Genomic DNA, 22,737 nt, shown 5'->3' with positions numbered 1-22,737 from the left:
CTCCCGGGCGGCCATCGCTTCAGAGATCTTCCTTCTTCAATGGAATGCCGTAGAGCTCCAGGCGGTGGTCGACCAGCTGAAAGCCGTGCTCGCGGGCGATGCGCTCCTGCAGCGCCTCGATCTCCGGCGAGCGGAATTCGATGACCGTGCCGGTCTTCAGGTCGATGAGATGGTCATGATGCTCTTCCGGCACCGTTTCGTAGCGCGAGCGCCCGTCGCGGAAATCGTGGCGGGCGATGATGCCGGCATCCTCGAACAGCTTGACGGTGCGATAGACCGTGGAGATCGAGATTTTCGCGTCGACCTTCACAGAACGGCGGTAAAGCTCTTCGACGTCGGGATGGTCTTCCGAGTCTTCCAGGATGCGCGCGATGACGCGGCGCTGCTCGGTCATGCGCATGCCGCGTTCGGCGCAAAGCTCCTCGAGGGTCTTGGCTACGTCGGTCATGGCCCGCCTTCAAAAGTAATCGCGTTTCCACAATGCCTGCACGGCGTTTGCGCCGGTCCGCATGTCCTGCTCTGCCAGGGAACTATCGAAGAACGCGCTTCATGACAAGCGCCGTGGAAGGGGCGCCGTTTTCCTGCTTGTAGTAGCCCTGGCGCTCGCCGACCTTTTCAAAACCGAGCTTGCGGTAGAGGCCGAGTGCTGCCGTATTGCCGCTGTCGACCTCAAGAAACATGCTCTCGCCGCCGCGCGCCCGCGCCTCGCGCATCGCCGCCTGCATCAGCCGCCAGCCCAGTCCGGCACGGGCGGCTTTCGCCTGCACGGCAATCGTCAGGATCTCGGCTTCGCCGGCGACTTGGCGGGCAAGGATAAAGCCGGGAAGCGGCTTTTTCAGGATGGCGTTGGTCTGGCGCGCGACGAAGCCGAAAACAGTCTCCTGCGACAGCAGGCTGTGGAATTCGCCGTCGCCCCAGGGCTGGGCGAAACGCTCGCCATGCAGGACGGCGACGTCGCGGCAATCCTCGCGCTCCATGGCGATGATTTCGAATTCCGGCTTCAGCGTCAGATAGGCTTCCAGCATGTCACACTCGTCGCGCAATCGCATATCCGGCCTGCGGCTTGGCATCCGGTCCGCGCAGATAAAGGGGCTTGGGCTTTCCGGCGTCGGCAGGGGCCGCAGCCCCCAGACGCGCGACAATCGAAATCGGAAAGACGTTGGGGTGGTCGCCACCGGCGCCGGCCTTCAGGAGCGGCGTTGCCGAACCGGTGATTTCACCATCGAAGCCGGCGGCGAAAGCCTGAGCCTCGGCAACGCTTGCCGCCCGCGGCTGATCCAGCGGGGAACCATCGGCGGCGAAGGACTGGAGATAGATTTCGTCCCGCTTGGCGTCCATCGCCGCCAGCACGGCACGGCCCGGCGTCCTCGCACGCTGGGCTGATGCTATCACCTCGAGCGTGGTGACGCCGACGACGGGCACATTGAGGGAAAGCGCAAAACCCCGGGCTGCGGCAACGCCGACGCGGATGCCGGTAAACGAGCCGGGGCCGATGGTGACGGCAAGGCGGTCGACGTCAGAAAGCGTGACACCCGCCTGATCCAGCGCGCGATCGACGATCCCGATCAGATGTTCAGCATGCCCCTTGCCGATCATGTCCGATGCCTCCCCCAGCACCGTATTCCTGCCGCTGTCATAAACGGCGGCAGCGCAATCCACACCTGCCGTGTCGAGCGCCAGAACGATCATGCCATCAATTTCCGAATAAACTGTTTGTCGCCTAACCATAGACCCTCCGGCCGAACCTGAGATGAACGGCCGGAGCGAATTTGAAATTCTTAAGCGGCAATCACTTCCTGCACTTCGGGAACGAAATGGCGCAGCAGGTTCTGGACGCCGTGCTTCAGCGTCGCCGTCGAAGACGGGCAGCCGGAGCAGGAGCCTTTCATGTTCAGATAGACCTTGCCGTCCTTGAAGCCGCGGAAGGTGATGTCGCCGCCGTCCTGGGCGACGGCCGGACGCACGCGGGTCTCCAAAAGCTCCTTGATGGTCAGCACGATCGACTCGTCGCCTTCATCAAAGAACTCGTCGCCGGCATCGGCATCTTCGGAAAGGATGGAAGCATCACTCATGACCGGCTTGCCGGACATGAAATGCTCCATGATCGAGCCAAGGATAGCCGGCTTAAGATGCTGCCATTCGGCGTTGTCCTTGGAGACGGAAATGAAATCATAGCCGAAATAGACTCCCGTGACGCCAGGAATTTCGAACAGGCGGGCGGCGAGCGGCGAGGCTTCAGCCTCTTCGGCGCTGCGGAATTCGGCGGTGCCGTTTTCCATGACAACCTTGCCCGGCAGGAACTTCTGTGTGGCGGGGTTCGGCGTGGCTTCGGTCTGAATGAACATCTGGCTCTCCATGTGACAGGCTCGAGACCTCGGCCGTCTTTAGAATTCTTCCAAAGAAGATAAGCCCATTGCCTGACCTAATCAAGAGACTTGTACTCAAGAAATAGGCTCAGCAGAGGGCGTCGATTTCCTCATTGGTCAGCGTATCCGGCAGGACAGTGACCGGGATCGGAAACGCCGCCGCGCGTCCAGCGACCGACGAAACCAGTGGTCCGGGACCTTCCTTTGCCGAACCGGCGGCAAGAACGAGGATCGCCACATCGCGGTCTTCTTCGATCACGGCGTTGATCTGCTCGGCGGCACTGCCTTCCCGGATGACGACCTCAGGCTCAATGCCGATCGTCTCGCGCACGATCTGGGCGATCTTGGCAACCGTTGCCTCGGCTTCCTCGCGCGCCTCGGCCCGCATGATCTCCTCGACGCCGAGCCATTGCTGGAAATCGCCGTTGGGGATCACATAGAGCAGCACCAGGCCGCCATTGGAATTCTTCGCGCGCCGGCCGGCATAATGAACGGCGCGCTGGCATTCGGGTGTCCCGTCGATCACCGCCATGAATTTGCGGCGGTGACCTTCGAGCCGTGAGAGTCGCTTCGATACCATGGGGCGGACTCTGACACCCGAAGCGGAAATTGCAAGCGCAGTTTTTGGCGCCTCTGCCTCTGGGGATTCCCTTGTTCCCCGAAGGACAGGGGCGTTGTCTCAGTACAGGAAGCCGATGACGTCGCGCACCTGCTTCATCGTCACTTCGGCACGCTCCCTGGCGCGTTCGCCGCCCTTGCGCAGGATCGCGTCGATATGGCTGGTATCGTCCATCAGCCGGCGCATCTCGCCGGTGATCGGCGCCAGCACATGGATGGCGAGATCGACCAGCGCCGGCTTGAAGACCGAGAATTGCTGGCCGCCGAATTCGGTAAGCACCTCGGCCTTCGATTTGTCGGCCAGCGCGGCATAGATCGCCACCAGATTGTCGGCTTCCGGACGGCCCTGGAGCCCGTCGACCTCGCTCGGCAAACCGTCCGGATCGGTCTTGGCCTTGCGGATCTTCTTCGAGATCGCCTCTTCGTCGTCCATCAGATTGATGCGCGAGAGGTCGGAAGGATCGGATTTCGACATTTTCTTGGTGCCGTCGCGAAGCGACATGACGCGCGGCGCCGGTCCGCCGATCAGCGGTTCGACCATCGGGAAATAGGCATGCACCGGCTCGTCGCCGACGGTGATGTCGATGCCGTAGCCGCTCTTGCGAATATGCTCGGCATAATCGAGGTTGAACTTCATGGCGATGTCGCGGGCAAGCTCCAGATGCTGCTTCTGGTCCTCGCCCACGGGCACATGGGTGGCGCGGTAGACGAGGATGTCGGCCGCCATCAGGCTCGGATAGGCGTAGAGACCGAGCGAAGCCTGCTCGCGGTCCTTGCCGGCCTTGTCCTTGAACTGCGTCATGCGGTTCATCCAGCCGATGCGCGCGACACAGTTGAAGATCCAGGCAAGTTCCGCATGCTGCGGCACGGCCGACTGATTGAAGACGATGTGCTTTTCCGGATCGATGCCGGCGGCGATGAAGGCAGCGGCGATCGAGCGCGTCTGGCTCGGCATGTCCTCGTGCACCAGCTGGGCGGTGAGTGCATGCATGTCGACGACGCAGTAGATGCAGTCATTGCCTTCCTGCAGCGCCACGAAGCGGCGGATCGCACCGAGATAGTTGCCGAGATGCAGATTGCCGGTCGGCTGCACGCCGGAGAATACGAGTTTTTGGAATTCGCTCATGTCGTCCTCAATAGGCTGGTGGAGGGCCCCAGGGCTGTTCGCCCATGTTGCTAACGCCGCGGCTTATGCACGGGCAACCCGTCGCAATCAAGTGGTTCGGGCTGCGGCATGCTGGATCAGGTCGAAGGTATTGCCGTAAGGATCCGTAAAGACGGCGACCATGCCGTAGACCTCATGCCTGGGCTCCTCCAGAAAGCGCACACCGGCGCCGAGCATCGCGGCATAATCGCGGGCGAAATCGTCGGTCTTCAGGAAGAAGCCGACGCGGCCACCTGTCTGGTTGCCGATCGCCGCGCGCTGCGGCTGGTTTGCCGCCTGCGCCAGCAGAAAGGCTGCGCCATCCCCGCCTTTCGGCTTCACGACCACCCAGCGTTTGCCCTCCGGCTGGGGCTCGTCCTGAAGGCAATCGAAACCCAGGGTGCCGCAATAGAAGCCTTTGGCGCGGTCGTAATCGTCAACGACGAGCGTGACGAGAAAAAGAGACTGGACACTCATGTGATCTCCCATGTTTGGATGTTTATTCCATCTAGAACGCGAAGGATGCTCATTTTTAAGCCGAATTGATCAGCGTCCTTAGTTCAAATTGAGTATAAAATTTCACAGAAAAGCTTTTATTGAACTGAAAATCCTCTCCGCACACTGGCGGCCCGTCAGTCGCCAGGCCAACCGCCCGGAGGGGACCATGCAGAACACCCGTTTGCTCGTCATGGCAGGCCTTTTCGCCCTACAATCCGCAACCGACGCCGTCGGTCAAGACAGCAAGAGACCGGCCGTTCATCTTCCCAAGCATGAGACGCGACTCGCTTATGCGGTTCAGACCGTCAGCGTGCGCGCCGGCTGTTTTCCAGAGCGCCTGCGAGCGATCCTCTCGCATATCGCCGCAAAGACCGGACGCCGCCCGATCGTTACCTCCGGCCTCCGGCCACATCCCCGCCGTCATGGCTCGCTGCATGGAAAATGCCTGGCGGCCGATATCCGGGTGCCGGGCCTCTCGGAACGAACCATCATTGCTGCCGCCAAGACAGCTCCAGGCATCGGCGGCATCGGCAGCTACTGCAACGGCATCATTCATGTCGATGTCGGCCCGCAACGGCGATGGGTCGATTGCTAAGCGCGAGAGCAAGGTTTGCGAAGGGTGTGCCACGGCGGTCAGGTTTGCGCCGGCGGCTTTTGCCCCTCACCCTAACCCTCCCCGTAAACGGGGCGAGGGGACGTGCCTATGAGAGGCCTGAGAGAGGCGCGGCGGCGCGGCAAGTCCCTTCTCCCCGTCAGAACGGGGAGAAGGCGGCGGCAGCCGGATGAGGGGCTTTCTCGGCAATCAACTAGCTTTGTGCATCCTTCGCCGGCACCGGCTTGCGGTTCAGGTTGCGCCGAATCATGCCGAGGTCGGCTCCGCCGATCAGGAAGGCGGCGGCGAAATAGATGAGCATTGCGATTGCGATCAGCAGCCCCAGCGTACCGACCTTGGTCAGAAGCGGCGCGCCGGAGGCGAGCCACGGCGCCCAATATTGCTTGAGGAAGACGATTGCCGCGCCCATGACGGCCGAGGCGACGATCAGCAGGGCGGCGCGTTTTGCCAGCGCCCATTCCCAGGTCAGATGGCCGCGGCGCAAAAGCGTGGTGAACAGCAAAAGCGTGCTGATCCAGCCGGCGGTGGCTTCGGCGACGGCGATGCCGGGCGCGCCCATAAAGGGGAACAGGGTCAGCGCCGTCGCGCAGTTGGTCCCCACTGCGATCGCCGAGAAGCGCATCGGCGTCTTGGTGTCCTCGCGGGCGTAAAAGCCCGGCTGCAGCGCCTTGATGAGCACAAACGCGGGCAGGCCAATGCCGTAGATCGCCAGGATCGAGCCGACGACGGCGGTGTTTTCCTGATGAAAGGCGCCGCGTTCGTAGAGCACGCGGATGATTTCGTCGGAGAGGATCCAGAGCGCGAAAGCGGCGGGGATGGTCAGGAACAGCACGAATTCGATCGAGCGGTTCTGCAGGTTTGCCGCTTCGCGCAGCGCCCCGCCCTTCAGCGCCCGGGCAAGCTCCGGCAGCAGCACCACGCCGACGGCGACGCCGACGACGCCGAGCGGCAGCTGATAGATGCGGTCGGCATACTGTAGCGCCGCAATCGCGCCGTCGCGGGAGGAGGCGATCGCCTGGCCGATCAGCTGGTTGATCTGAGTGATGCCGCCTGTCACGGCGGCGGGCACCGCAAGGATCAGCAGCCGCTTAACATTCGCAGTCATCTTCGGGAAGCGCAGGCCGATGCTCATGCCGGCTGTCAGCACGCCGACATAGACGACGGCGAGTTGCAGCACGCCGGCGGCAAGAACGCCCCAGGAGAGATACCAGGCCGTCGCGAGCGGATCGGCGCCGGTATAGAGCGAATAAAACAGCGCTCCGATCATCACCACGTTGAGGAAGACGGGGGCGATGGCGGCGGCGAAGAAATGATGCAGCGAATTCAGCATGCCGCTCATCATCGCCGTCAGCGACATGCACATCAGATAGGGAAACATCACGGCCGCCATGCGGATCGTGATCGAGAATTTCTCGGCATCGTCGGCAAAGCCCGGCGCGATGATGAAGCGCACCAAGAGCGGCATGGCAAGCTCCATCACGATGGTGATGAGGAGCAGCACCGAAAACAACACGCCGAAGACTTCTTCCGAAAAGCGCTTGGCGCCATCCGTGCCGTTCGCCTCAATCTCCTTGGCAAAGAGCGGCACGAAGGCGGCGTTGAAGGCGCCTTCGGCAAACAGCCGGCGGAAGAGGTTCGGAAAACGGAAGGCGGCGTAGAAGACGTCGGCCATCGGCCCGGTGCCGAGCGCCGCTGCCATCAGCGTTTCACGGGCGAAGCCGAAGATGCGGCTGCCGAGAGTGGCGCCGCCGACGGTCGCGAATTTCTTGACGAGGCTCATGCTTTGGGGCTCATGCGGGGGAATCGGCTTTCTTTTCGGCTGCGGGCGATGTTCGGGTGGCGGCGGGCGCGATGATGCCGGAGGGCATGCGCTCGCGCAGCTCGTCCTGCTCCTCCGCCATCACGGCCTTCATGCGGGCGGTGATATTGGCGCGCTTGCTGTCGCCCGATATCTTCTGACCCACGAGGTCGGTGACGTAGAAGGTGTCGATTACCTTCTCGCCGAAGGTGGTGATGCGCGCCGACTGGATATCGAGCGACAGATCGGAGAGCACGGCAGTGATCTCCGACAGCAGGCCCGGCCGGTCGAGGCATTCGACCTCGATGACCGTGAACTTGTTCGACAGGCTGTTGGTAATGTTGACCGAAGGCGGAATGTCGAAAGCCTTGCTTTTCTTGCGGTTACGCGTGCGCGTGGCGATAACCTCGGGCAGGCGCTTGCGGCCGGACAGCACGTTCTCGATCATCCGCCCGATTGTGCCGGCGCGGCGCAGTTCGTCGGCATCATCGGCAAATTCGCGGCTGACATGGATCGTATCGAGCGCCCGTCCGTCCGAGGTCGTGAAGATCTGCGCGTCAACGATGTTGGCGCCGGCCGCAGCACAGGCGCCGGCAATGACGGCGAGCAGCCGGGGGTGGTCGGGCGACAGCACGGTGATCTCAGTGATGGCGTGGAAACTGTCGGTGCGCACCATCGTGGCTAGCGCTTGGCCCGCCTTGTCGGCCTGGCGGATGAAATCGGCGTGGCGGAGCTGGTCTTCCAACGGCACCGAGAGCAGGTATGGTTGGTAATGCAGCTTGGTATAGGTGTTGCGGTCCTTCTGGCTCCAGTCGGATAGGGCGCCGCGCAACGCCTCGGCGGCGGCGTGGGCCCGCTCCTTGCGGGACACCTCCGAAAAGCCGCCGGCCAGCAGCAGCTCGGTCTCGTAATAGAGCGTGCGCAGAAGCTGGCCCTTCCAGCCGTTCCAGACGCCCGGGCCCACGGCGCGAATGTCGCAGATCGTCAGGATCAGAAGCATCTTCAGCCGGTCGAGCGACTGTACGCGGTCGGCAAAATCGATAATGGTCTTGCGATCTGTGAGGTCGCGGGTCTGCGCCACCATCGACATCGTCAGATGTTCCTCGATCAGCCAGACCACGAGTTCCGTCTGCTTCTGCGAGAGGCCGAAGCGGGCGCAGAGCTTGCGGGCGACGCGGGCGCCGGCAATCGAATGATCCTCCTGGCGGCCCTTAGCGATGTCATGGAGGAGAACGGCGAGATAGAGCGCCTCGCGGTCCTCGATTCCCGAGATCAGCTTGTTGGCGAGCGGATGCAGGTCCTCCGCTCGTGAATTGTCGATCTCCGAGAGAACTTCGACGGTGCGGATCAGATGCTCATCGACCGTATAATGATGATACATATTGAACTGCATCATCGCGACGATCTTGCCGAAATCGGGGATGAAACGGCCAAGCACGCCGGCCTCGTTCATCCGGCGCAGGATCAGCGCAGGGTCACGTTTCGACGTCAGGATCGACATGAAGAGACGGTTCGCCTCGTCGTTTTCCCTTAAGCTGTTGTCGATCAGGGCGAGTGAGCGGGTGACGCGTTTCAGCGCATCCGGATGGAATTCCAGCCCGGTGATGTCGGCGACGTGGAAGAGCCTGAGGATGCTGACCGGATCGCGCTTGAAGACATCGGCGTCGGCAAGAGCGATGCGGCCGCGGTCTTCGACGAATTCGACGCTGCCGGCAATCTTGCGGGTGCGATGGGTAAAGCGACTGATGACGCCGGTGAGACCCGGGATCGACTTCGCCTGCTGGTCTTCGAGTGCGGCGCACAGAATGCGCGTGAGATCGCCGACATCCTTGGCCACGAGGAAATAGTGTTTCATGAAGCGCTCGACCGCCGAAAGGCCGGGGCGGGTGTGATAGCCGAATGCCTCGGCGATCTCGCGCTGGATGTCGAAGGACAGACGTTCCTCGGCCTTGCCCGTCAGGAAGTGCATATGGCAGCGCACGGCCCAGAGAAAATCATCCGCCTTCTGCAGAAGGCGATATTCGTGTTTCGACAGAACGCCGAGCTTGATCAGCTCCGCCTGGTCGCGCACGTGGTAGTAATATTTCGAGATCCAGAACAGCGTGTGCAGGTCGCGAAGCCCGCCCTTGCCTTCCTTGACGTTCGGCTCGACGAGGTAACGCGTGTCGCCCGCCTTGCGGTGGCGCTCGTCGCGTTCTGCTAGTTTGGCGGCGATGAATTCAGGCCCGGTTCCAGTGACGATCTCCTTGTCGAAACGGGCTTCGAGCTCGGTTTCCAGCCGCTGCAGGCCGCAAATATAACGCATCTCGAGGATCGCGGTGCGGATCGTCATGTCCGACCTGGAAAGCGCGATGCATTCCTCCACCGTGCGGGTGGCGTGGCCGACCTTGAAGCCCATGTCCCAGAGCACGTAGAGCATGAATTCGACTGCCTTGTGCGTCTCCTCCGCCGGCCGCGGCGGGAAGAGGAAGAGCAGGTCGATATCGGAGCCCGGCGCCAGCGTGTCGCGGCCATAGCCGCCGACGGCGGTGACCGCGAATTTGTCCTTCTGCAGCGGGAAGATATGGGTGGTGGCGAAATTATAGAGGACACTGATGATCTGGTCCTGCAGCCAGGAAATCCGATAGGCGCAATTGAGACCGCTTCCGTCGGCGGCAAGGGCCGCGCGCGCCTTCTGCCGGCCGTCCGTGCTCGCCCTTTTCAGCGCCGCGAGAAGATCGGCGCGCATGATGTCGGGCCGGTTTCGATTGGCTTCGGCAACGGCTTCACACTGCTTCTGCAGGAGTTCGGCGTCGAGGATCTCCGAGAAATCGAGGTTGCGCGTCGCGCTCGCAGGGGCGGTTTCCTGTTCATGCCGGGCTGCCTGATTGGGGCTCGCCTCACGTTTCGTCTGCATGCGCTATAACCTCTTTGCCCGGCGATTGACACGGGCCTTCATACTGCAAGAACCTTTAAATTTGGCGAAATGGTGTTGCCAATGCCGCGATGCGGGACGCTCTGCCGCAAACCTTCCGTAAAGTCTCAGTCTGCGGCCTGCGCATGCAGCGAATACAGCACCTGCCGGGTCTCGCGCTGGATCTCCTCGAGCGTCGCCCTGTCGCACTCGCGGTAGCCCGCCTTGGCAATCGACGTTCCGAGTTCGGATATCATAGCGCAGGAGCGGGTGATTTTCAGCAGGCCGATCGGCGATGTCCAGCCGCGCGCGTTGCGATCTTTGTCGGCGCGCCGCATCGTGTCGAGCATGGAGCAGATGAGCGAGAGGCGCTCGGTTTCGCGAACCAGCTTCTCCATGAACATGGACTGCGCTCCTATTTCAGCTTTTTCTTGAGATCGTAAAGCGCATCCAGCGCCTCGCGCGGCGTCATGTCGTCGAGGCTCATCGCCTTCAGCGCCTCCTCGACCTTCGATGGGCCGCGAGAAGTGTCTTCTCGCCTCACCGCCACCTGGAAGAGCGGCAGATCGTCGATCAACTGGCTCGCCGGGTTCTTGCGGTCGGCATCTTCGAGGCGGGTGAGCACGTCGCGGGACCGTGCCACGACCGAGGCCGGAAGCCCGGCGAGGCGGGCGACCTGGATGCCGTAGGAACGGTCGGCCGCACCCGGCCCGACCTCGTGCAGGAAGATCACGTCGCCGTCCCATTCCTTGACGCGCATCGTGGCGTTCGATAACCGGCCAAGCTTTTCCGACAACACGGTCAACTCATGAAAATGCGTAGCGAAGAGGCCGCGGCAGCGATTGGCCTCATGCAGGTGCTCGACGGCGGCCCAGGCAATCGACAGACCGTCGAAGGTGGCGGTGCCGCGGCCGATTTCGTCGAGGATGACGAGGGAGCGGTCGCTCGCCTGGTTGAGAATGGCAGCCGTTTCCACCATCTCGACCATGAAGGTGGAGCGTCCGCGCGCCAGATCGTCGGAGGCGCCGACGCGCGAGAACAGACGGTCGACGACGCCGATATGGGCCGATGTCGCCGGCACGAAGGAGCCCATCTGCGCCAGGATCGCGATCAAGGCGTTCTGGCGCAGGAAGGTCGATTTGCCGCCCATGTTCGGGCCGGTCAGCAGCCAGATCGCCCCATCCTTGTCGCCGGTCTTCGGCGACAGATCGCAGTTGTTGGCGACGAAGGGGCCGCCCGCCTGCCGGCGCAGCGCCTGTTCGACGACCGGATGGCGCCCGCCTTCGATCGCAAACATTTTCGAGCCGTCGACCTGCGGTCGGCAATAGGCCTGCTCTTCGGCAAGCAGCGCCAGGCCTGCGGCGACGTCGATCACGGCAAGCGCCCGCGCACCGGATTTGATCGCTTCGGCTTCAGCGACCACGGCCGTCGTCATCCTGTCGAAGGCGTCGAGTTCGATCGTCAGCGCTCGGTCTGCGGCGTTGGCGATACGGCTTTCGAGATCGGCAAGCTCGGTGGTGGTGAAGCGCATGGCGCTCGCCATCGTCTGGCGATGGATGAAGCGGGCCTTCGCCTCCGCCGTCTCCGTCATCGGGGCGGCATTGCCGGCGGTCACCTCGATGAAATAGCCGAGGATATTGTTGTGCTTGATCTTCAGCGACCGGATGCCGGTTTCCTCGGCATATTGCAGTTGCAGTCCGGCGATGACGCGGCGTGACTGGTCGCGCAGCGCCCGAACCTCGTCAAGCTCGGCGCTCGCGCCATCGCGCAGGAAACCGCCGTCTCGTTTCAACAGCGGCAATTCATCGGCGAGCGTATCGGCGAGCAGTTCGTACAGCGGCGCGGGAAGCGCTTTCAGGCCGGACAGCGCCTCGCCGAGCTCATCAGGCAGCATGGCGGTTGCGAGAATCTCCGCAACACCCTTGGCGGATTGCAGCCCCTGGCGGATCGCAGCGAGATCGCGTGGCCCGCCGCGGTCGAGCGCCAGGCGGGAGAGCGCGCGCGGCATATCGGGCACATGTTTCAGCGTGTCGCGCAGCCTGCCGCAGAGCGAGGGCTCCTCGATCAGGAAGCCGATCGAATCGAGTCGCGCATTGATGCGGGCAGGATCGGTGAGCGGCGACATCAGCCGCTCGGCCAGAAGCCGTGCGCCGCCGCCGGTGACGGTGCGGTCGATCGCCTTCAGGAGCGAACCGTTGCGATCTCCCGACAGCGTGCGGGCAAGCTCCAGATTGGCGCGGGTGGCCGGGTCGATGAACAGCGTTGAAGCGGCGCTTTCCCGTTCCGGCTTACCAAGCGGCGGCCGCTCAGCGATCTGCGTCTTCTCGACATAGGCGACGGCGGCTGCGGCCGCCGCCAGCTCGGCGCGCGAGAAGCTGCCGAAGCCGTCAAGCGTCGAGACGCCGAAATAGCGTGCGATCCGGCCTTCGGCGCTGGCGCTGTCGAAGAGGACGGAAGGCTGTGGCACCGCCGTGCGGCCAAGCACATCGAAGACCGGCTTGAGCTCGGCATCGTGGAAGATCGTGTCGGGCAGGATCAATTCGCGCGGATCGATGCGCAGTATATCGGCAAGCAGCCGCGAGGCTTCCGTCTCGGCAAGCCGGAAGACGCCTGTGGAAATATCGATCCAGGCGAGCGCCAGCTGCGGCTCGGCGCCGCCGCGGATGCGGGCAAGCGCCATCAGATAGTTGGATTCCGAGGGTGAAAGCAGCTTCTCCTCGGTGATCGTGCCGGGCGTGACGAGGCGGATCACGTCACGCTTGACGACCGATTTGCCACCGCGTTTTTTCGCTTCGGCCGGATCCTCGATCTGTTCGCAGACGGCCACCCGGAAGCCGAGCGAAATCAGCTTCTGCAGATAGTCGTCGGCCGCATGCACGGGCACGCCGCACATCGGGATATCCTGGCCCATGTGCTGGCCGCGCTTCGTCAGCGTGATGCCGAGCGCGCGGGAGGCTTCCAGCGCATCCTCGAAGAAGAGCTCGTAGAAGTCGCCCATGCGATAGAACAGCAGCGAACCCGGATTGTTCGCCTTGATCTCGATATATTGCTCCATCATCGGCGTCGCGGAGGCGCGGCTTTCCGCCGTGGCGAGCTCGGCAGCCGAAAAGGCTTCATTCCCAATGTCTATTCGTGCGTTCACGGAGGTGCAGTTTTTCCCAAAAAAACAGGTGCCAACCCTATCCGCGCGCCGCTATAGATGACAACTGCATTTGAGGAAGAGCGAAGCGTCGCCCACAGGACGTTGGAGGATTTATGCCCGATATTAATAAGAAGGACCGGCCGGTGACCTCGGTGACCGATCAGGAGGCGCTCGATTTTCACGCCATGGGCCGCCCCGGCAAGCTGGAGATCAACCCGACCAAGCCGATGGCGACGCAGCGCGACCTCTCGCTTGCCTATTCCCCGGGTGTCGCCGTTCCGGTCAAGGCGATCGCCGCCGATCCGCAGACCGCCTACGACTATACGGCGCGCGGCAACATGGTCGCCGTCATATCAAACGGCACTGCCATTCTCGGTCTCGGCAATCTCGGTGCGCTTGCCTCCAAGCCGGTCATGGAAGGCAAGTCGGTGCTCTTCAAACGCTTCGCCGACGTCGATTCCATCGACCTCGAAATCGATACGGAAAACGTCGACGAGTTCATCAACTGCGTCCGCTTCCTCGGCCCCTCCTTCGGCGGCATCAATCTCGAAGATATCAAGGCGCCGGACTGCTTTGTGATCGAGAGCCGGCTACGTGAGCTGATGGACATTCCCGTCTTCCATGACGACCAGCACGGCACCGCGATCATCGCCGCCGCTGGCCTGATCAACGCGCTGGAACTGACCGGCCGCGACCTGAAGACGACGAAGCTTGTCTGCAATGGCGCCGGCGCTGCGGCGATTGCCTGCGTCGAACTCATCAAGGCGATGGGTTTTGCGCCCGAAAACATCATCCTCTGCGATACCAAGGGCGTCATCTACCAGGGCCGCACCGAGGGCATGAACCAGTGGAAATCGGCGCATGCGGCAAAGACCGATGCGCGCACGCTGGAAGATGCGATGAACGGCGCCGATGTGATTTTCGGCCTGTCGCAGAAAGGCGCCTTCTCGGCCGAGATGATCCGTTCGATGGCCGACCGGCCGATCATCTTCGCCATGGCCAATCCCGATCCCGAGATAACCCCCGAGGAGGTCGCCCGCATCCGCGACGACGCCATCATGGCAACGGGCCGCTCGGACTACCCCAACCAGGTCAACAACGTTCTCGGCTTTCCTTATATCTTCCGCGGCGCCCTCGATGTGCGCGCCTCCACGATCAACGACTCGATGAAGATCGCCGCCGTCAAGGCGCTGGCAAACCTTGCCCGTGAGGACGTGCCGGATGACGTGGTCGCCGCCTACCAGGGCAACCGGCCGCGTTTCGGGCCGCAATATATTATCCCCGTTCCCTTCGATCCGCGCCTGATCTCGGCCATCCCGGTGGCTGTCGCAGAAGCCGCGATCGAAAGCGGCGTCGCCCGCAAGGTCATCACCGACATGGCCGGTTACGCTCGCGAGCTTTCGGCGCGCCGCGATCCGATCGCCTCGACGCTTGCCAGCCTCTACGAACGTGTCCGCCGCCGCCCGAAGCGGATCGTCTTTGCCGAGGCCGAGGAAGAACAGGTGCTGCGCGCCGCCATGTCCTACGCCAACCAGCAGCTCGGCACCGCCATCCTGCTCGGCCGCGAGGATCTGATCCGGGCGACGGCGGAGCGCGCCGGCATCGACCTCAACCGGCCCGGCTTCGAAATCGTCAATGCCCGCATCTCCACCCGGGTCGAAGCCTATATCGATTACCTCTATGCCCGGCTGCAGCGGCGCGGTTACCTCCACCGCGATGCCCAGCGCCTGATCCACAACGACCGCAACCACTTCGCCGCCACGATGGTGGCGCTCGGCGACGCCGACGGCATGGTGACGGGCATCACCCGCAACTACTCCACCGCGCTCGAGGATGTGCGCCGCTGCATCGACGAGAAGCCCGGCCACCGCGTCATCGGCGTGTCGCTGGCGCTCTGCCGCGGCCGCACGGTCTTTGTCGCCGACACGGCGGTGCATGACATGCCGACCGCCGAAGAGCTTGCCGATATCGCCGAAGAAGCGGCCGGTCTCGCACGGCGCATGGGGTATCAGCCGCGCGTCGCCATGCTTGCCTATTCCACCTTCGGCCATCCCTCCGGCGAACGCTCCGAGCGGGTGCGCGAAGCGGTCAAGATCCTCGACCGGCGCCGCGTCGATTTCGAATATGACGGCGAGATGGCTGCCGATGTGGCGCTGAACCGCAAGGTGATGGAGCAATATCCCTTCTGCCGGCTCTCCGGCCCCGCCAACGTCCTCGTCATGCCGGCCTTCCACTCGGCCTCTATCTCGACCAAGATGCTGCAGGAACTCGGCGGCTCCACCGTCATCGGCCCGATCCTCGTCGGCCTCGACAAGCCGGTGCAGATCACCTCGATGGGCGCCAAGGACAGCGATATCGTCAACATGGCGGCGATCGCCGCCTATGGCGGGTCATAAGGCCATCTGCCCGCACAGCGAGATATTCAGTGACCAGGGAGATCGGCGAGATCAGCCCCTCATCCGCCTGTCGGCACCTTCTCCCCGTTTGCGGGGCGAAGGGGATATGCCGCGATCTCTCCGCCCCATCCACGGCTCGTGCGGCAAGTCCCCTCTCCCCGTCAGAACGGCGAGAGGGTTAGGGTGAGGGGCAGCACTGGCAATCTCTGCTTCGCCTGACTGCAATCAGCTTGCGAAGCGACCGGCGTCGGCGCCGTAGTAGTTCAGGTAGCGGTCGGAAATGCTGGAGATCGGCAGCACGATCAGCACGTCGGTCGTGTTGAAGGCATGATCGATGACGGCGCTGGAGCCGACCATTGCGCCGAGTCTGAGGTAGCCCTTGATCAGCGGCGGCAGGGCCATCAGCGCCCGCTTCGGGTTGACGGCCTCGGCCGGCATCAGATCCATGTTGCGGGCGAGATGCGGCAGTGCGCCGATGGCCCATTCGTCTTTCGCCAGCACATTGTGGTAGAGGAAGGACAGCGCCAGTGCGTGGCTTTCGAGATAGACGCCGGGGAACGAGGCGCAGCCGAACATGGCGCTCACGCCGTGCTTCAATGCATAAGCCCAGTTGCCCTGCCAGAGAAGCTCAACGGTGCGTTTGGTGCGGTATTCCGGCAGCACGCAGGAACGCCCGAGCTCCATGAAGCGCTTGTCCGGGTGCCTGGCGAGGAGGCTCTCGATTTCGAATTCGGAAGCCGAATAAAAACCGCCATTGGCGATCGCGACATCCTGGCGCAGCAGCCGGTAGGTGCCGACGATCTGATCTTCCGGATCACCTTCGAGCGAGCGGTCGAGAACGAGAAGATGGTCGCAGACAGCGTCATAGGCATCGAAATCGCGTTCGCGCCGCATGGCTTCCGGCGGCAGCTGCGCCTTCATTTCTTTGACGAAGACGCGGTAGCGCACGGCCTGGGCCGCATCGATCTCGCGTGCCGTGCGGGCAAGGCGGGTTTCGAGATTGCCGATCCGGCCGAGGATGTCGCCGTCTTGCTGCGCAGCCGTCGACGGCCGTGCAGCCTCCGCGGTAACGTCACAATTCAGGATGTCGATGGAGGACATGGCGATTCTCCCGTTGCCGGCTTATCGACGCCATAAAACACTTCTGTGCGACAGGAAAGTGACATATTGAATTTCCCGGCGCAAGCAGCCTGCGCAGTCAATTCAGCGACCTACCGCGCTTCTGCCCGTCGGGCGGAAAGGGCGGCGACCGCCTGAACCTCCGTCAGCAGCCGCACCGGATCGACCGGCTTTACCATCACGCGGTTGGCGCCATTGAGCAAGACCTGGCGGCGCGACTCGTCGCTCTTGTCGGCGGTGAGCACGATCACCGGCACCGGGTCAAGATCGAGCCGCCTTTCGTGGCCGCGCAGCCGCCCCAGCATGTCGATGCCGTTGCCGCCGGGCATCGACAGATCGCTGATGATGATGTCTGGCCGCGCGCTCGCCTCGCCGAGCGCGCAATCGAGGAGTGTGTCGAAATCCTCGACATGGTGCACCTTGTGTCCGCCCTTTTCCAGGACGACGCGCACCAGCATCGCATTGATCGGATCGTCCTCGCCGAGCAGGATGCGCAGGCCGTGTGCGGCAACCATGGTTTCGGCCATCGGCGGTCCGAAACCCGGCTGGTTGTCGTTCAGCGCGTCGCGCTTCTCCATGCCGCGCATGCGCCCGCGCAGCACATCGATCAGCGACTGTTCGCGCAGAGGCCGGATGAGCCAGGCATCGAACAGGTCGAGCGGATGGGCGCTGCGCTCTTCGGGATTGACAAGCAGGACCTTGCGCAGGCCAAGGGCAGCGATTTCGGCGCGATCGGCGAGATGCGCTGAAAATTCCGCCGACATGCGATGATCGACGATAATATCGGTTGGCCGGCGGCTGCCGCTTGCCATTCCGAGCAGCTTCGCGCGCGCAGCCTCGCCGCTGTCGACAAGATGGCAGGTGCCGCCGAGCGCGGTGATCGTTTCGGCAATGGCGGAGCGGGCCGCCCCTGCCGGCGCCAGCAGCACGACGCTGTTGCCGGCAAGCAGCGTGTTTCGCCGTTCGGAGCGCTCGCTGTCGAGTTCAATGGGGAAGCGTATGGTGAATGTGCTGCCTTTGCTCTTTTCGCTGGTGACCGTCAAGGCGCCGTCGAATTCGCGCATGATGCGGGCGGAGATGGCAAGGCCGAGCCCGGTGCCGCCGCTCTTGTCGGCAACGTTTCCACCTTGTTCGAACTCGCCGAAGACGCGCGCCAGCTCCTCCGCCGTCATGCCCGGACCCGTGTCGGTGACGGTAATCAGCAGGTTGCCGGCATCGAGCGATACGCGGATGAAAACGCCGCCGGCCTGCGTGAATTTGACAGCATTGCCGATGACGTTGAACAGAACCTGGCGCAGCCGCGCCGCATCGAAGCTCATTTTCTCCGGAACGTCTGACGACACGGTGGCGCCGATCTCGATCCCCTTTTCATGCGCCCGGTGGGCGAGCATTTCGACGACGCTTTCCAGAAGCTTCCGCAGCGATTCCGAGCGCGGGTGAAGCTCGAAACGGCCGACTTCGATGGTGGAAAAATCGAGCAGATCCTCGACAAGCTGCGTCAAGGCGTGGCCGGATTGGCGGATGTTGGCGAGATAATTCTGCTGTTCCTGCGTCAGCCGCGTTTCCGCGAGCAGGTGCGTCATGCCGAGAATGCCGGAAAGCGGCGTGCGCACCTCGTGGCTGACGGTTGCAAGCAGTCGGGATTTCGCGGCGCTGTTATACTCGGCTTTCTGGCGGGCCGACTCGCGGCTCTGCGCGACGAGCCGCTCCTCCGTCACATCACGGGCAACACTCTGCAGCAGCAGGTGGCCGCTGCCCGGATCGCGGGTGACCACGTCGCGCCACAGGAAAATACGCTGGCCTTCCGGCGTCGATATCTCGACGTCGTAGCAGTGCGGGATCGCGCCGGGACGGAAGGCAATCCCGATCTCTTCGCAGGTCCGCCCTTCCGGGCGCAGCCGGCCGGTCAGACGGCGAAAGGTGTCGTTGGCCGAGATGATGCGACGGTCCATGGCACGGGTGAGGGTGATGTCGCCGAGCACGTCATGCACCTCGGCGAAGAGCTTCGCGCCATCATCGCCGTTCGGAGCGGATCGACCGGCGGGCTGCCTGCTTCTCTGCCGGCGTACCATCAGCACGGCGTAACAGGCGATGACGGCAAGGCCGAGAGCGACGAGACCGCCCGAAAGGAGCAACGGCTCGCCGGCATGGGCGAGCAGCGTCAGGACCATCGCGGCCAGAAAGCCGGCGCCGCTCAGCCAGTAGAACAGCAGGCGCCGCGTCGCTGCAGGCCCTGATAGGGAAGCAGCCCCCGTGCGCGCTGTCGATGCTCCGGGACGCGAAGAGGTTTCCTCCGTCCGCTCCTGATGCGGCTTGACGGCGGTTCCGCCGAAGGCGGCGGACAATCTTTCCTGCAACTGTCCCAGACTCTGCATGGTATCTGGATAACATGAGGCTTATTCCGAATGCCTTCAGGAATTCGATAAGATTTTAGCGGCCGGCCTTTTTCGGCAGCAGCAGCTCCTCGAGGATGACGCAGCCGGCGCCGACGGTGATGAAACTGTCGGCGAGATTGAACACGGCGAAAGACCAGCTTTCGGTGTAGAAGAGGATGTAGTCGATCACATGTCCGTAGGCGAAGCGATCGACAAGATTGCCGATCGCACCGGCAATGATCAGCGCATAGCCGAGATGCGCGAGCCAGCGGTCTTTTGCCGTGCGGTGCCACAGCCAGATGACGAAGGCGACGATGACGAGCCGCATGCCGACGATGATCCAGCCGTCCATGCCCTCCAGCATCGAAAAGGCGACGCCGAGATTATAGGTGCGGTAGAGCGCCAGCATCGGGATGACGGGAACGGCTTCCTGCAGCGGCAGGGTATGATCGACGGCGATCTTGACGACCTGGTCGATGAGAACGGCAAGAAGGATGAAAATCAGGATCGGTGCCGGGCGCGAAAACAGCGCGGGGCGTGCATTCGTCGGTTCGGTCATTTGCCCTCGGCAAGTGAAAGGAGATGGCGGCGCGCCTCGAAAAGCATGACGGCAGTGGCGACGGCGAGGTTCAGGGAGTCGGCGCGGCCCTGCTGCGGGATCCGCGCGAGCGCATCGGCCTCCCTGGCGAGCTGGTCCGGCAGGCCGGATTGTTCGTTGCCCATCAGGAGGACCGTGGGCTTCTTGCGGTAGTCGATCGTGCGATAGTCGACCGCGCCGGCCAGATGGGTGGCGACGATGGAAACGCCGGCCGATTTCCGCCAGGCCAGGAACTCCTCCGGCGTCGCCCGCGCGACCGGAACGGCGAAGACCGAGCCCATGGTTGCCCGCACGGTCTCCAGCGAGAAGGGATCGGTCGTCTCGCCGATGAGAATGATGCCGGCCGCGCCGGCCGCATCGGCCGTCCGGATGATGGTGCCGAGATTGCCCGGATCGCGCACGCGGTCGAGCGCCACCCACGTCTCACCCTCCTGCGGCCGGATGCCCTTGAGAGGCGTCCAGCGCTGCTCGAAGATGCCGACGACCATTTGCGGGTTGTCGCGCCGGGTGATCGCGGCAATCACCTTTTCGCTGACTTCGAGCACCAGCCCGCCCGAGGCGACGGTCCTTGCCGCCATCTGCTCGACCAGCGGCTTACCCTTGGCGGCCTTGGCATAGACCAGCGTGCGGATCGTCCAGCCGAGCTCGATCGCATCGATGACGAGCTTCAGCCCTTCGGCGAGGAAAGTCCCGCTTTCCTCCCGCGACTTCTTGTTGGTCAGCGCCTTGATGTCCTTGATGATCGGATTGGCGAGCGAGGTGACTTCCTTCACCTGCCCGACCCTTCGCGGCCCCTGATCGTGGAAGTCCTTGCTCATTGCGGCACCCAGCGGGAAAAGAGGGATGTGGAAAGCGCGCGGCCCGGCGTTTTGCCGTCGGGGCCTGCCTCGCGGATCACCAGCTCGCCGGATTCGACCGCACCGCCGGCGCCGCGCATCGTCTCGCGCATCAGCTCGTGGATCGAATAGAAGCTGGCGCGGATCGAATAAGCCGTCAGCACCAGGCCGACTGCCCTCGGGGAGAGGATTTCGCGGCAGACATCGAGCATCAGCGGCAGATGCTCGAAGAGATGCCAGACTTCGCCGTTGGGGCCGCGGCCGAATTTCGGCGGATCGGTGAGGATGATGTCGTATTGGCTGCCGCGGCGTTCCTCGCGCAGGATGAATTTCATCGCATCCTCGCAGATCCAGCGGATCGGCAGCTTCTCCATGCGCCCGAGCGCCTGGTTCTCGCGCGCCCAGCCGATCGCCTTCTTCGACGCGTCGACATGGGTGACCTCGGCGCCGGCAGCGGCGGCGACCAGCGACGCGACACCGGTATAACCGAAGAGGTTCAGCACTTTCAGCGGTCGGCCGGCCTTTTCGACAGCCTCCTTCATCCAGCTCCAATGGACGATCTGCTCGGGAAAGACACCGACGTGACGGAACGAGGTGAAGCGGCCGAGGAAATCGACGCCGAGCAGGTTGAGCGGCCAGGTCTCGCCGAGCGCCTCCCTCGGGAAGCGCCAGCGGCCGGTGCCTTCCTCGTCGGTATCGCCGGTGAACACGGCATCCACCTTCTCCCAGATCTGCGGCGCCAGCGAAGGCCGCCACAGCGCCTGAGCTTCCGGGCGGATGATGCGGTAGGGGCCATATTGCTCCAGCTTCTGGCCATCGCCGCTGTCGATCAGGTGGAAATCGCCGGCGCCGAGCGATTCGAGAATGACCGGCACGCGCTCCGCCGGCCGATCGCCGCTGCGCGTCATGAGCGGGCGTAAAACCGCAGCCGGCGTCGCACTCTCGCGAACCGTATCGCGTGTGGCCGCGGGACGTGCCACGGGCTTTGGTGCTCGGCCGGCCCGATCGTCCCTGCGGCTTTCACCGGCGGGACCTGATGTCTTCTTCTGGCCCGGCCGGCGTTCTCTTTGTTTCACGTGCTCTTCCGCGTCTCTGTCGGTTTTTTCGTCCTCTAGCCTAGAAGACTGCAGCGGATCAACTGGGCGCCGACCACGCCTGGACAGGTTCTCTTGTGGCGGCGTTCATTTCAAGCCCTCGGTTGCGTGCGTGCGAAGCCAGCTTTCCGCCGCATAGAGGGCCGCGACATGCATCGATTGCATGATAACGGCGCCGGACCGCAGGTCGGCAAGGATATCGGCAAGATCTGCAAACAACATGTCGACTTTCTCACCAGGGTCGAAAGAGGGTTCGCCCGATCTGTTCAAGCCAAACGCCAGCCAGCTCGTGACTATATTGCTGTGGTTGGCGGCATTCGGATAGGAGGTGAGCAGCTTGACGAAGGTCGAGGCGTCATAGCCGGTCTCTTCCCGCAGTTCGCGCCGCGCTGCCGCCATCGCCGCATCGCCGGCTTCGATGTCAGCGGGTTCGACGCCGCCGGCGACTAGACCGAGGACGATTTCGGCCCGGCCATGCCGGTACTCCCGCGTCAACAGCACGCGTCCGTCGGGCATCAGCGGGATGACGTTGATCCAATCGGGATAATCGAGCACATGGAACGGAGCGACGACGATCCCCTCGGCGGTAACGCAATCGTCGCTGCGAAGCCGGATCCAGCGATCCTCGTAGGTGATCCGGCTCGCCGTCACGCTCCATGGTTTCAATTCGTCGCTCATCGTAATTCTTTCCGATAGAAGCCACCAGATAACATTCCCATCCGCCGTGGCAAAGGGCTTTGCTGCTGGGATAAGATGGGGCGAATCGCAGATGGGGCTGTCGAATGGATTTCACCGGCGAAGAACGCATCGCCGCGCCGCGGGACATGGTCTGGGCAGCGCTCAACGATCCGGAGATCATGCGCGGCTGCATTCCCGGCTGCCAGGGCATCGAGCGGCTGTCGCCAAGCGCTTTCGAGGCGACGATCAAGGTGAAGTTCAGCCTGTTCTCCGCCACCTTCCATGGGTTGCTGACGCTTTCTAATATCGATGCGCCGAGAAGCTATACGTTGTCGGCCGAAGGCAAGGGCGGCCTTGCCGGCTTCGCCAGGGGCAGCGCCGATGTCGTGCTCGAGGCGAGGGGCGAGGAGACGATCCTGCACTACCGGGCAAGAGCCGAACTCGGCGGCAGGCTCGCCCAGCTCGGCGCACGCCTGCTCGATTCGACCTCGCAGCGGCTGGCCGAAGGTTTCTTCTCGGATTTCAATGCTGCGATCGTTGCAAAAATGACTGCGGATTGAGCGCCGAAG

20 protein-coding genes are annotated in these 22,737 nt (G+C 63.3%); 3 read left to right on the top strand and 17 right to left on the bottom strand.

What is annotated here, in order from left to right; translation table 11 throughout:
* Positions 1–19 precede the first annotated feature (19 nt).
* The 7 genes from CO660_RS15490 to CO660_RS15460 form a co-directional block, all read right to left on the bottom strand.
* Complete coding sequence (locus CO660_RS15490) at positions 20–448, bottom strand: Fur family transcriptional regulator (protein ID WP_097599450.1); 429 nt, start codon at positions 446–448, stop codon at positions 20–22.
* 82 nt (positions 449–530) lie between these two features.
* Positions 531–1,025: an N-acetyltransferase gene (locus CO660_RS15485; RefSeq protein ID WP_085776723.1), complete on the bottom strand. Its 495-nt coding sequence runs from the start codon at positions 1,023–1,025 to the stop codon at positions 531–533.
* Between the two features lies 1 nt (position 1,026).
* Positions 1,027–1,689 (bottom strand): tRNA (adenosine(37)-N6)-threonylcarbamoyltransferase complex dimerization subunit type 1 TsaB, encoded by a 663-nt coding sequence (gene tsaB, locus CO660_RS15480; RefSeq protein WP_097599449.1) that lies wholly within the window; start codon positions 1,687–1,689, stop codon positions 1,027–1,029.
* 89 nt (positions 1,690–1,778) lie between these two features.
* Positions 1,779–2,345 carry a NifU family protein gene (locus tag CO660_RS15475; RefSeq protein WP_085779937.1) on the bottom strand — a complete coding sequence of 189 codons (567 nt, stop codon included), beginning with the start codon at positions 2,343–2,345 and terminating at the stop codon, positions 1,779–1,781.
* A 109-nt stretch (positions 2,346–2,454) separates the two neighbouring features.
* Entirely contained in the window at positions 2,455–2,946 is a 492-nt protein-coding gene (locus tag CO660_RS15470; RefSeq protein ID WP_011423764.1) for a universal stress protein, read from the bottom strand.
* Between the two features lie 99 nt (positions 2,947–3,045).
* Positions 3,046–4,110 (bottom strand): tryptophan--tRNA ligase, encoded by a 1,065-nt coding sequence (trpS, locus tag CO660_RS15465; RefSeq protein WP_097599448.1) that lies wholly within the window; start codon positions 4,108–4,110, stop codon positions 3,046–3,048.
* Between the two features lie 87 nt (positions 4,111–4,197).
* Entirely contained in the window at positions 4,198–4,605 is a 408-nt protein-coding gene (locus tag CO660_RS15460; RefSeq protein WP_097599447.1) for a VOC family protein, read from the bottom strand.
* Positions 4,606–4,792: 187 nt separating this feature from the next.
* Here CO660_RS15460 and CO660_RS15455 point away from each other — a divergent pair, with 187 nt between their 5' ends.
* The gene (locus CO660_RS15455; RefSeq protein ID WP_085776727.1) at positions 4,793–5,221 is read left to right on the top strand and encodes a D-Ala-D-Ala carboxypeptidase family metallohydrolase; all 429 of its coding nucleotides are present in this window, start codon (positions 4,793–4,795) and stop codon (positions 5,219–5,221) included.
* A gap of 211 nt (positions 5,222–5,432) precedes the next feature.
* On the opposite strand, the gene murJ is transcribed toward CO660_RS15455, so the two are convergent.
* The 4 genes from murJ to mutS form a co-directional block, all read right to left on the bottom strand.
* Positions 5,433–7,019 (bottom strand): murein biosynthesis integral membrane protein MurJ, encoded by a 1,587-nt coding sequence (gene murJ, locus CO660_RS15450; protein ID WP_085776728.1) that lies wholly within the window; start codon positions 7,017–7,019, stop codon positions 5,433–5,435.
* A 10-nt stretch (positions 7,020–7,029) separates the two neighbouring features.
* On the bottom strand, positions 7,030–9,933 hold the full coding sequence (locus CO660_RS15445; protein ID WP_097599446.1) for a [protein-PII] uridylyltransferase: 2,904 nt from the start codon (positions 9,931–9,933) through the stop codon (positions 7,030–7,032).
* 125 nt (positions 9,934–10,058) lie between these two features.
* The gene (locus CO660_RS15440; RefSeq protein WP_085776730.1) at positions 10,059–10,334 is read right to left on the bottom strand and encodes a hypothetical protein; all 276 of its coding nucleotides are present in this window, start codon (positions 10,332–10,334) and stop codon (positions 10,059–10,061) included.
* Positions 10,335–10,345: 11 nt separating this feature from the next.
* A complete protein-coding gene (mutS, locus tag CO660_RS15435) occupies positions 10,346–13,072 on the bottom strand; it encodes a DNA mismatch repair protein MutS (protein WP_097599445.1) in 2,727 nt (908 codons plus the stop codon).
* Positions 13,073–13,185: 113 nt separating this feature from the next.
* On the opposite strand from mutS, the gene CO660_RS15430 reads away from it, so the two are divergent.
* On the top strand, positions 13,186–15,468 hold the full coding sequence (locus tag CO660_RS15430; RefSeq protein ID WP_097599444.1) for an NADP-dependent malic enzyme: 2,283 nt from the start codon (positions 13,186–13,188) through the stop codon (positions 15,466–15,468).
* 225 nt (positions 15,469–15,693) lie between these two features.
* On the opposite strand, the gene CO660_RS15425 is transcribed toward CO660_RS15430, so the two are convergent.
* The 6 genes from CO660_RS15425 to CO660_RS15400 form a co-directional block, all read right to left on the bottom strand.
* Positions 15,694–16,569, bottom strand: coding sequence for a GNAT family N-acetyltransferase (locus tag CO660_RS15425; protein WP_085776733.1), 876 nt, complete (start codon positions 16,567–16,569; stop codon positions 15,694–15,696).
* Positions 16,570–16,679: 110 nt separating this feature from the next.
* Positions 16,680–18,962, bottom strand: coding sequence for an ATP-binding protein (locus CO660_RS15420; protein WP_097599443.1), 2,283 nt, complete (start codon positions 18,960–18,962; stop codon positions 16,680–16,682).
* Positions 18,963–19,017: 55 nt separating this feature from the next.
* Complete coding sequence (gene lspA, locus CO660_RS15415; RefSeq protein WP_097599442.1) at positions 19,018–19,521, bottom strand: signal peptidase II; 504 nt, start codon at positions 19,519–19,521, stop codon at positions 19,018–19,020.
* A complete protein-coding gene (locus CO660_RS15410; RefSeq protein ID WP_097599441.1) occupies positions 19,518–20,378 on the bottom strand; it encodes an RNA methyltransferase in 861 nt (286 codons plus the stop codon). Before CO660_RS15410 ends, lspA begins: the two co-directional genes overlap by 4 nt.
* Positions 20,375–21,472: a class I SAM-dependent methyltransferase gene (locus CO660_RS15405; RefSeq protein ID WP_097599440.1), complete on the bottom strand. Its 1,098-nt coding sequence runs from the start codon at positions 21,470–21,472 to the stop codon at positions 20,375–20,377. The genes CO660_RS15410 and CO660_RS15405 overlap by 4 nt, the downstream gene beginning before the upstream one ends.
* Before the next feature lie 105 nt (positions 21,473–21,577).
* Positions 21,578–22,168: an NUDIX hydrolase gene (locus tag CO660_RS15400; protein ID WP_097599439.1), complete on the bottom strand. Its 591-nt coding sequence runs from the start codon at positions 22,166–22,168 to the stop codon at positions 21,578–21,580.
* Between the two features lie 104 nt (positions 22,169–22,272).
* On the opposite strand from CO660_RS15400, the gene CO660_RS15395 reads away from it, so the two are divergent.
* Positions 22,273–22,728, top strand: coding sequence for a carbon monoxide dehydrogenase subunit G (locus CO660_RS15395; protein ID WP_097599438.1), 456 nt, complete (start codon positions 22,273–22,275; stop codon positions 22,726–22,728).
* Positions 22,729–22,737: the final 9 nt, after the last annotated feature.

The sequence above is a fragment of the Rhizobium sp. L9 genome (assembly GCF_002531885.1).
Classification (GTDB): Bacteria; Pseudomonadota; Alphaproteobacteria; order Rhizobiales; family Rhizobiaceae; genus Rhizobium.
The sequence above is the reverse complement of the archived record's forward strand: the minus strand, read 5'-3'. Positions and strand labels throughout refer to the sequence as shown.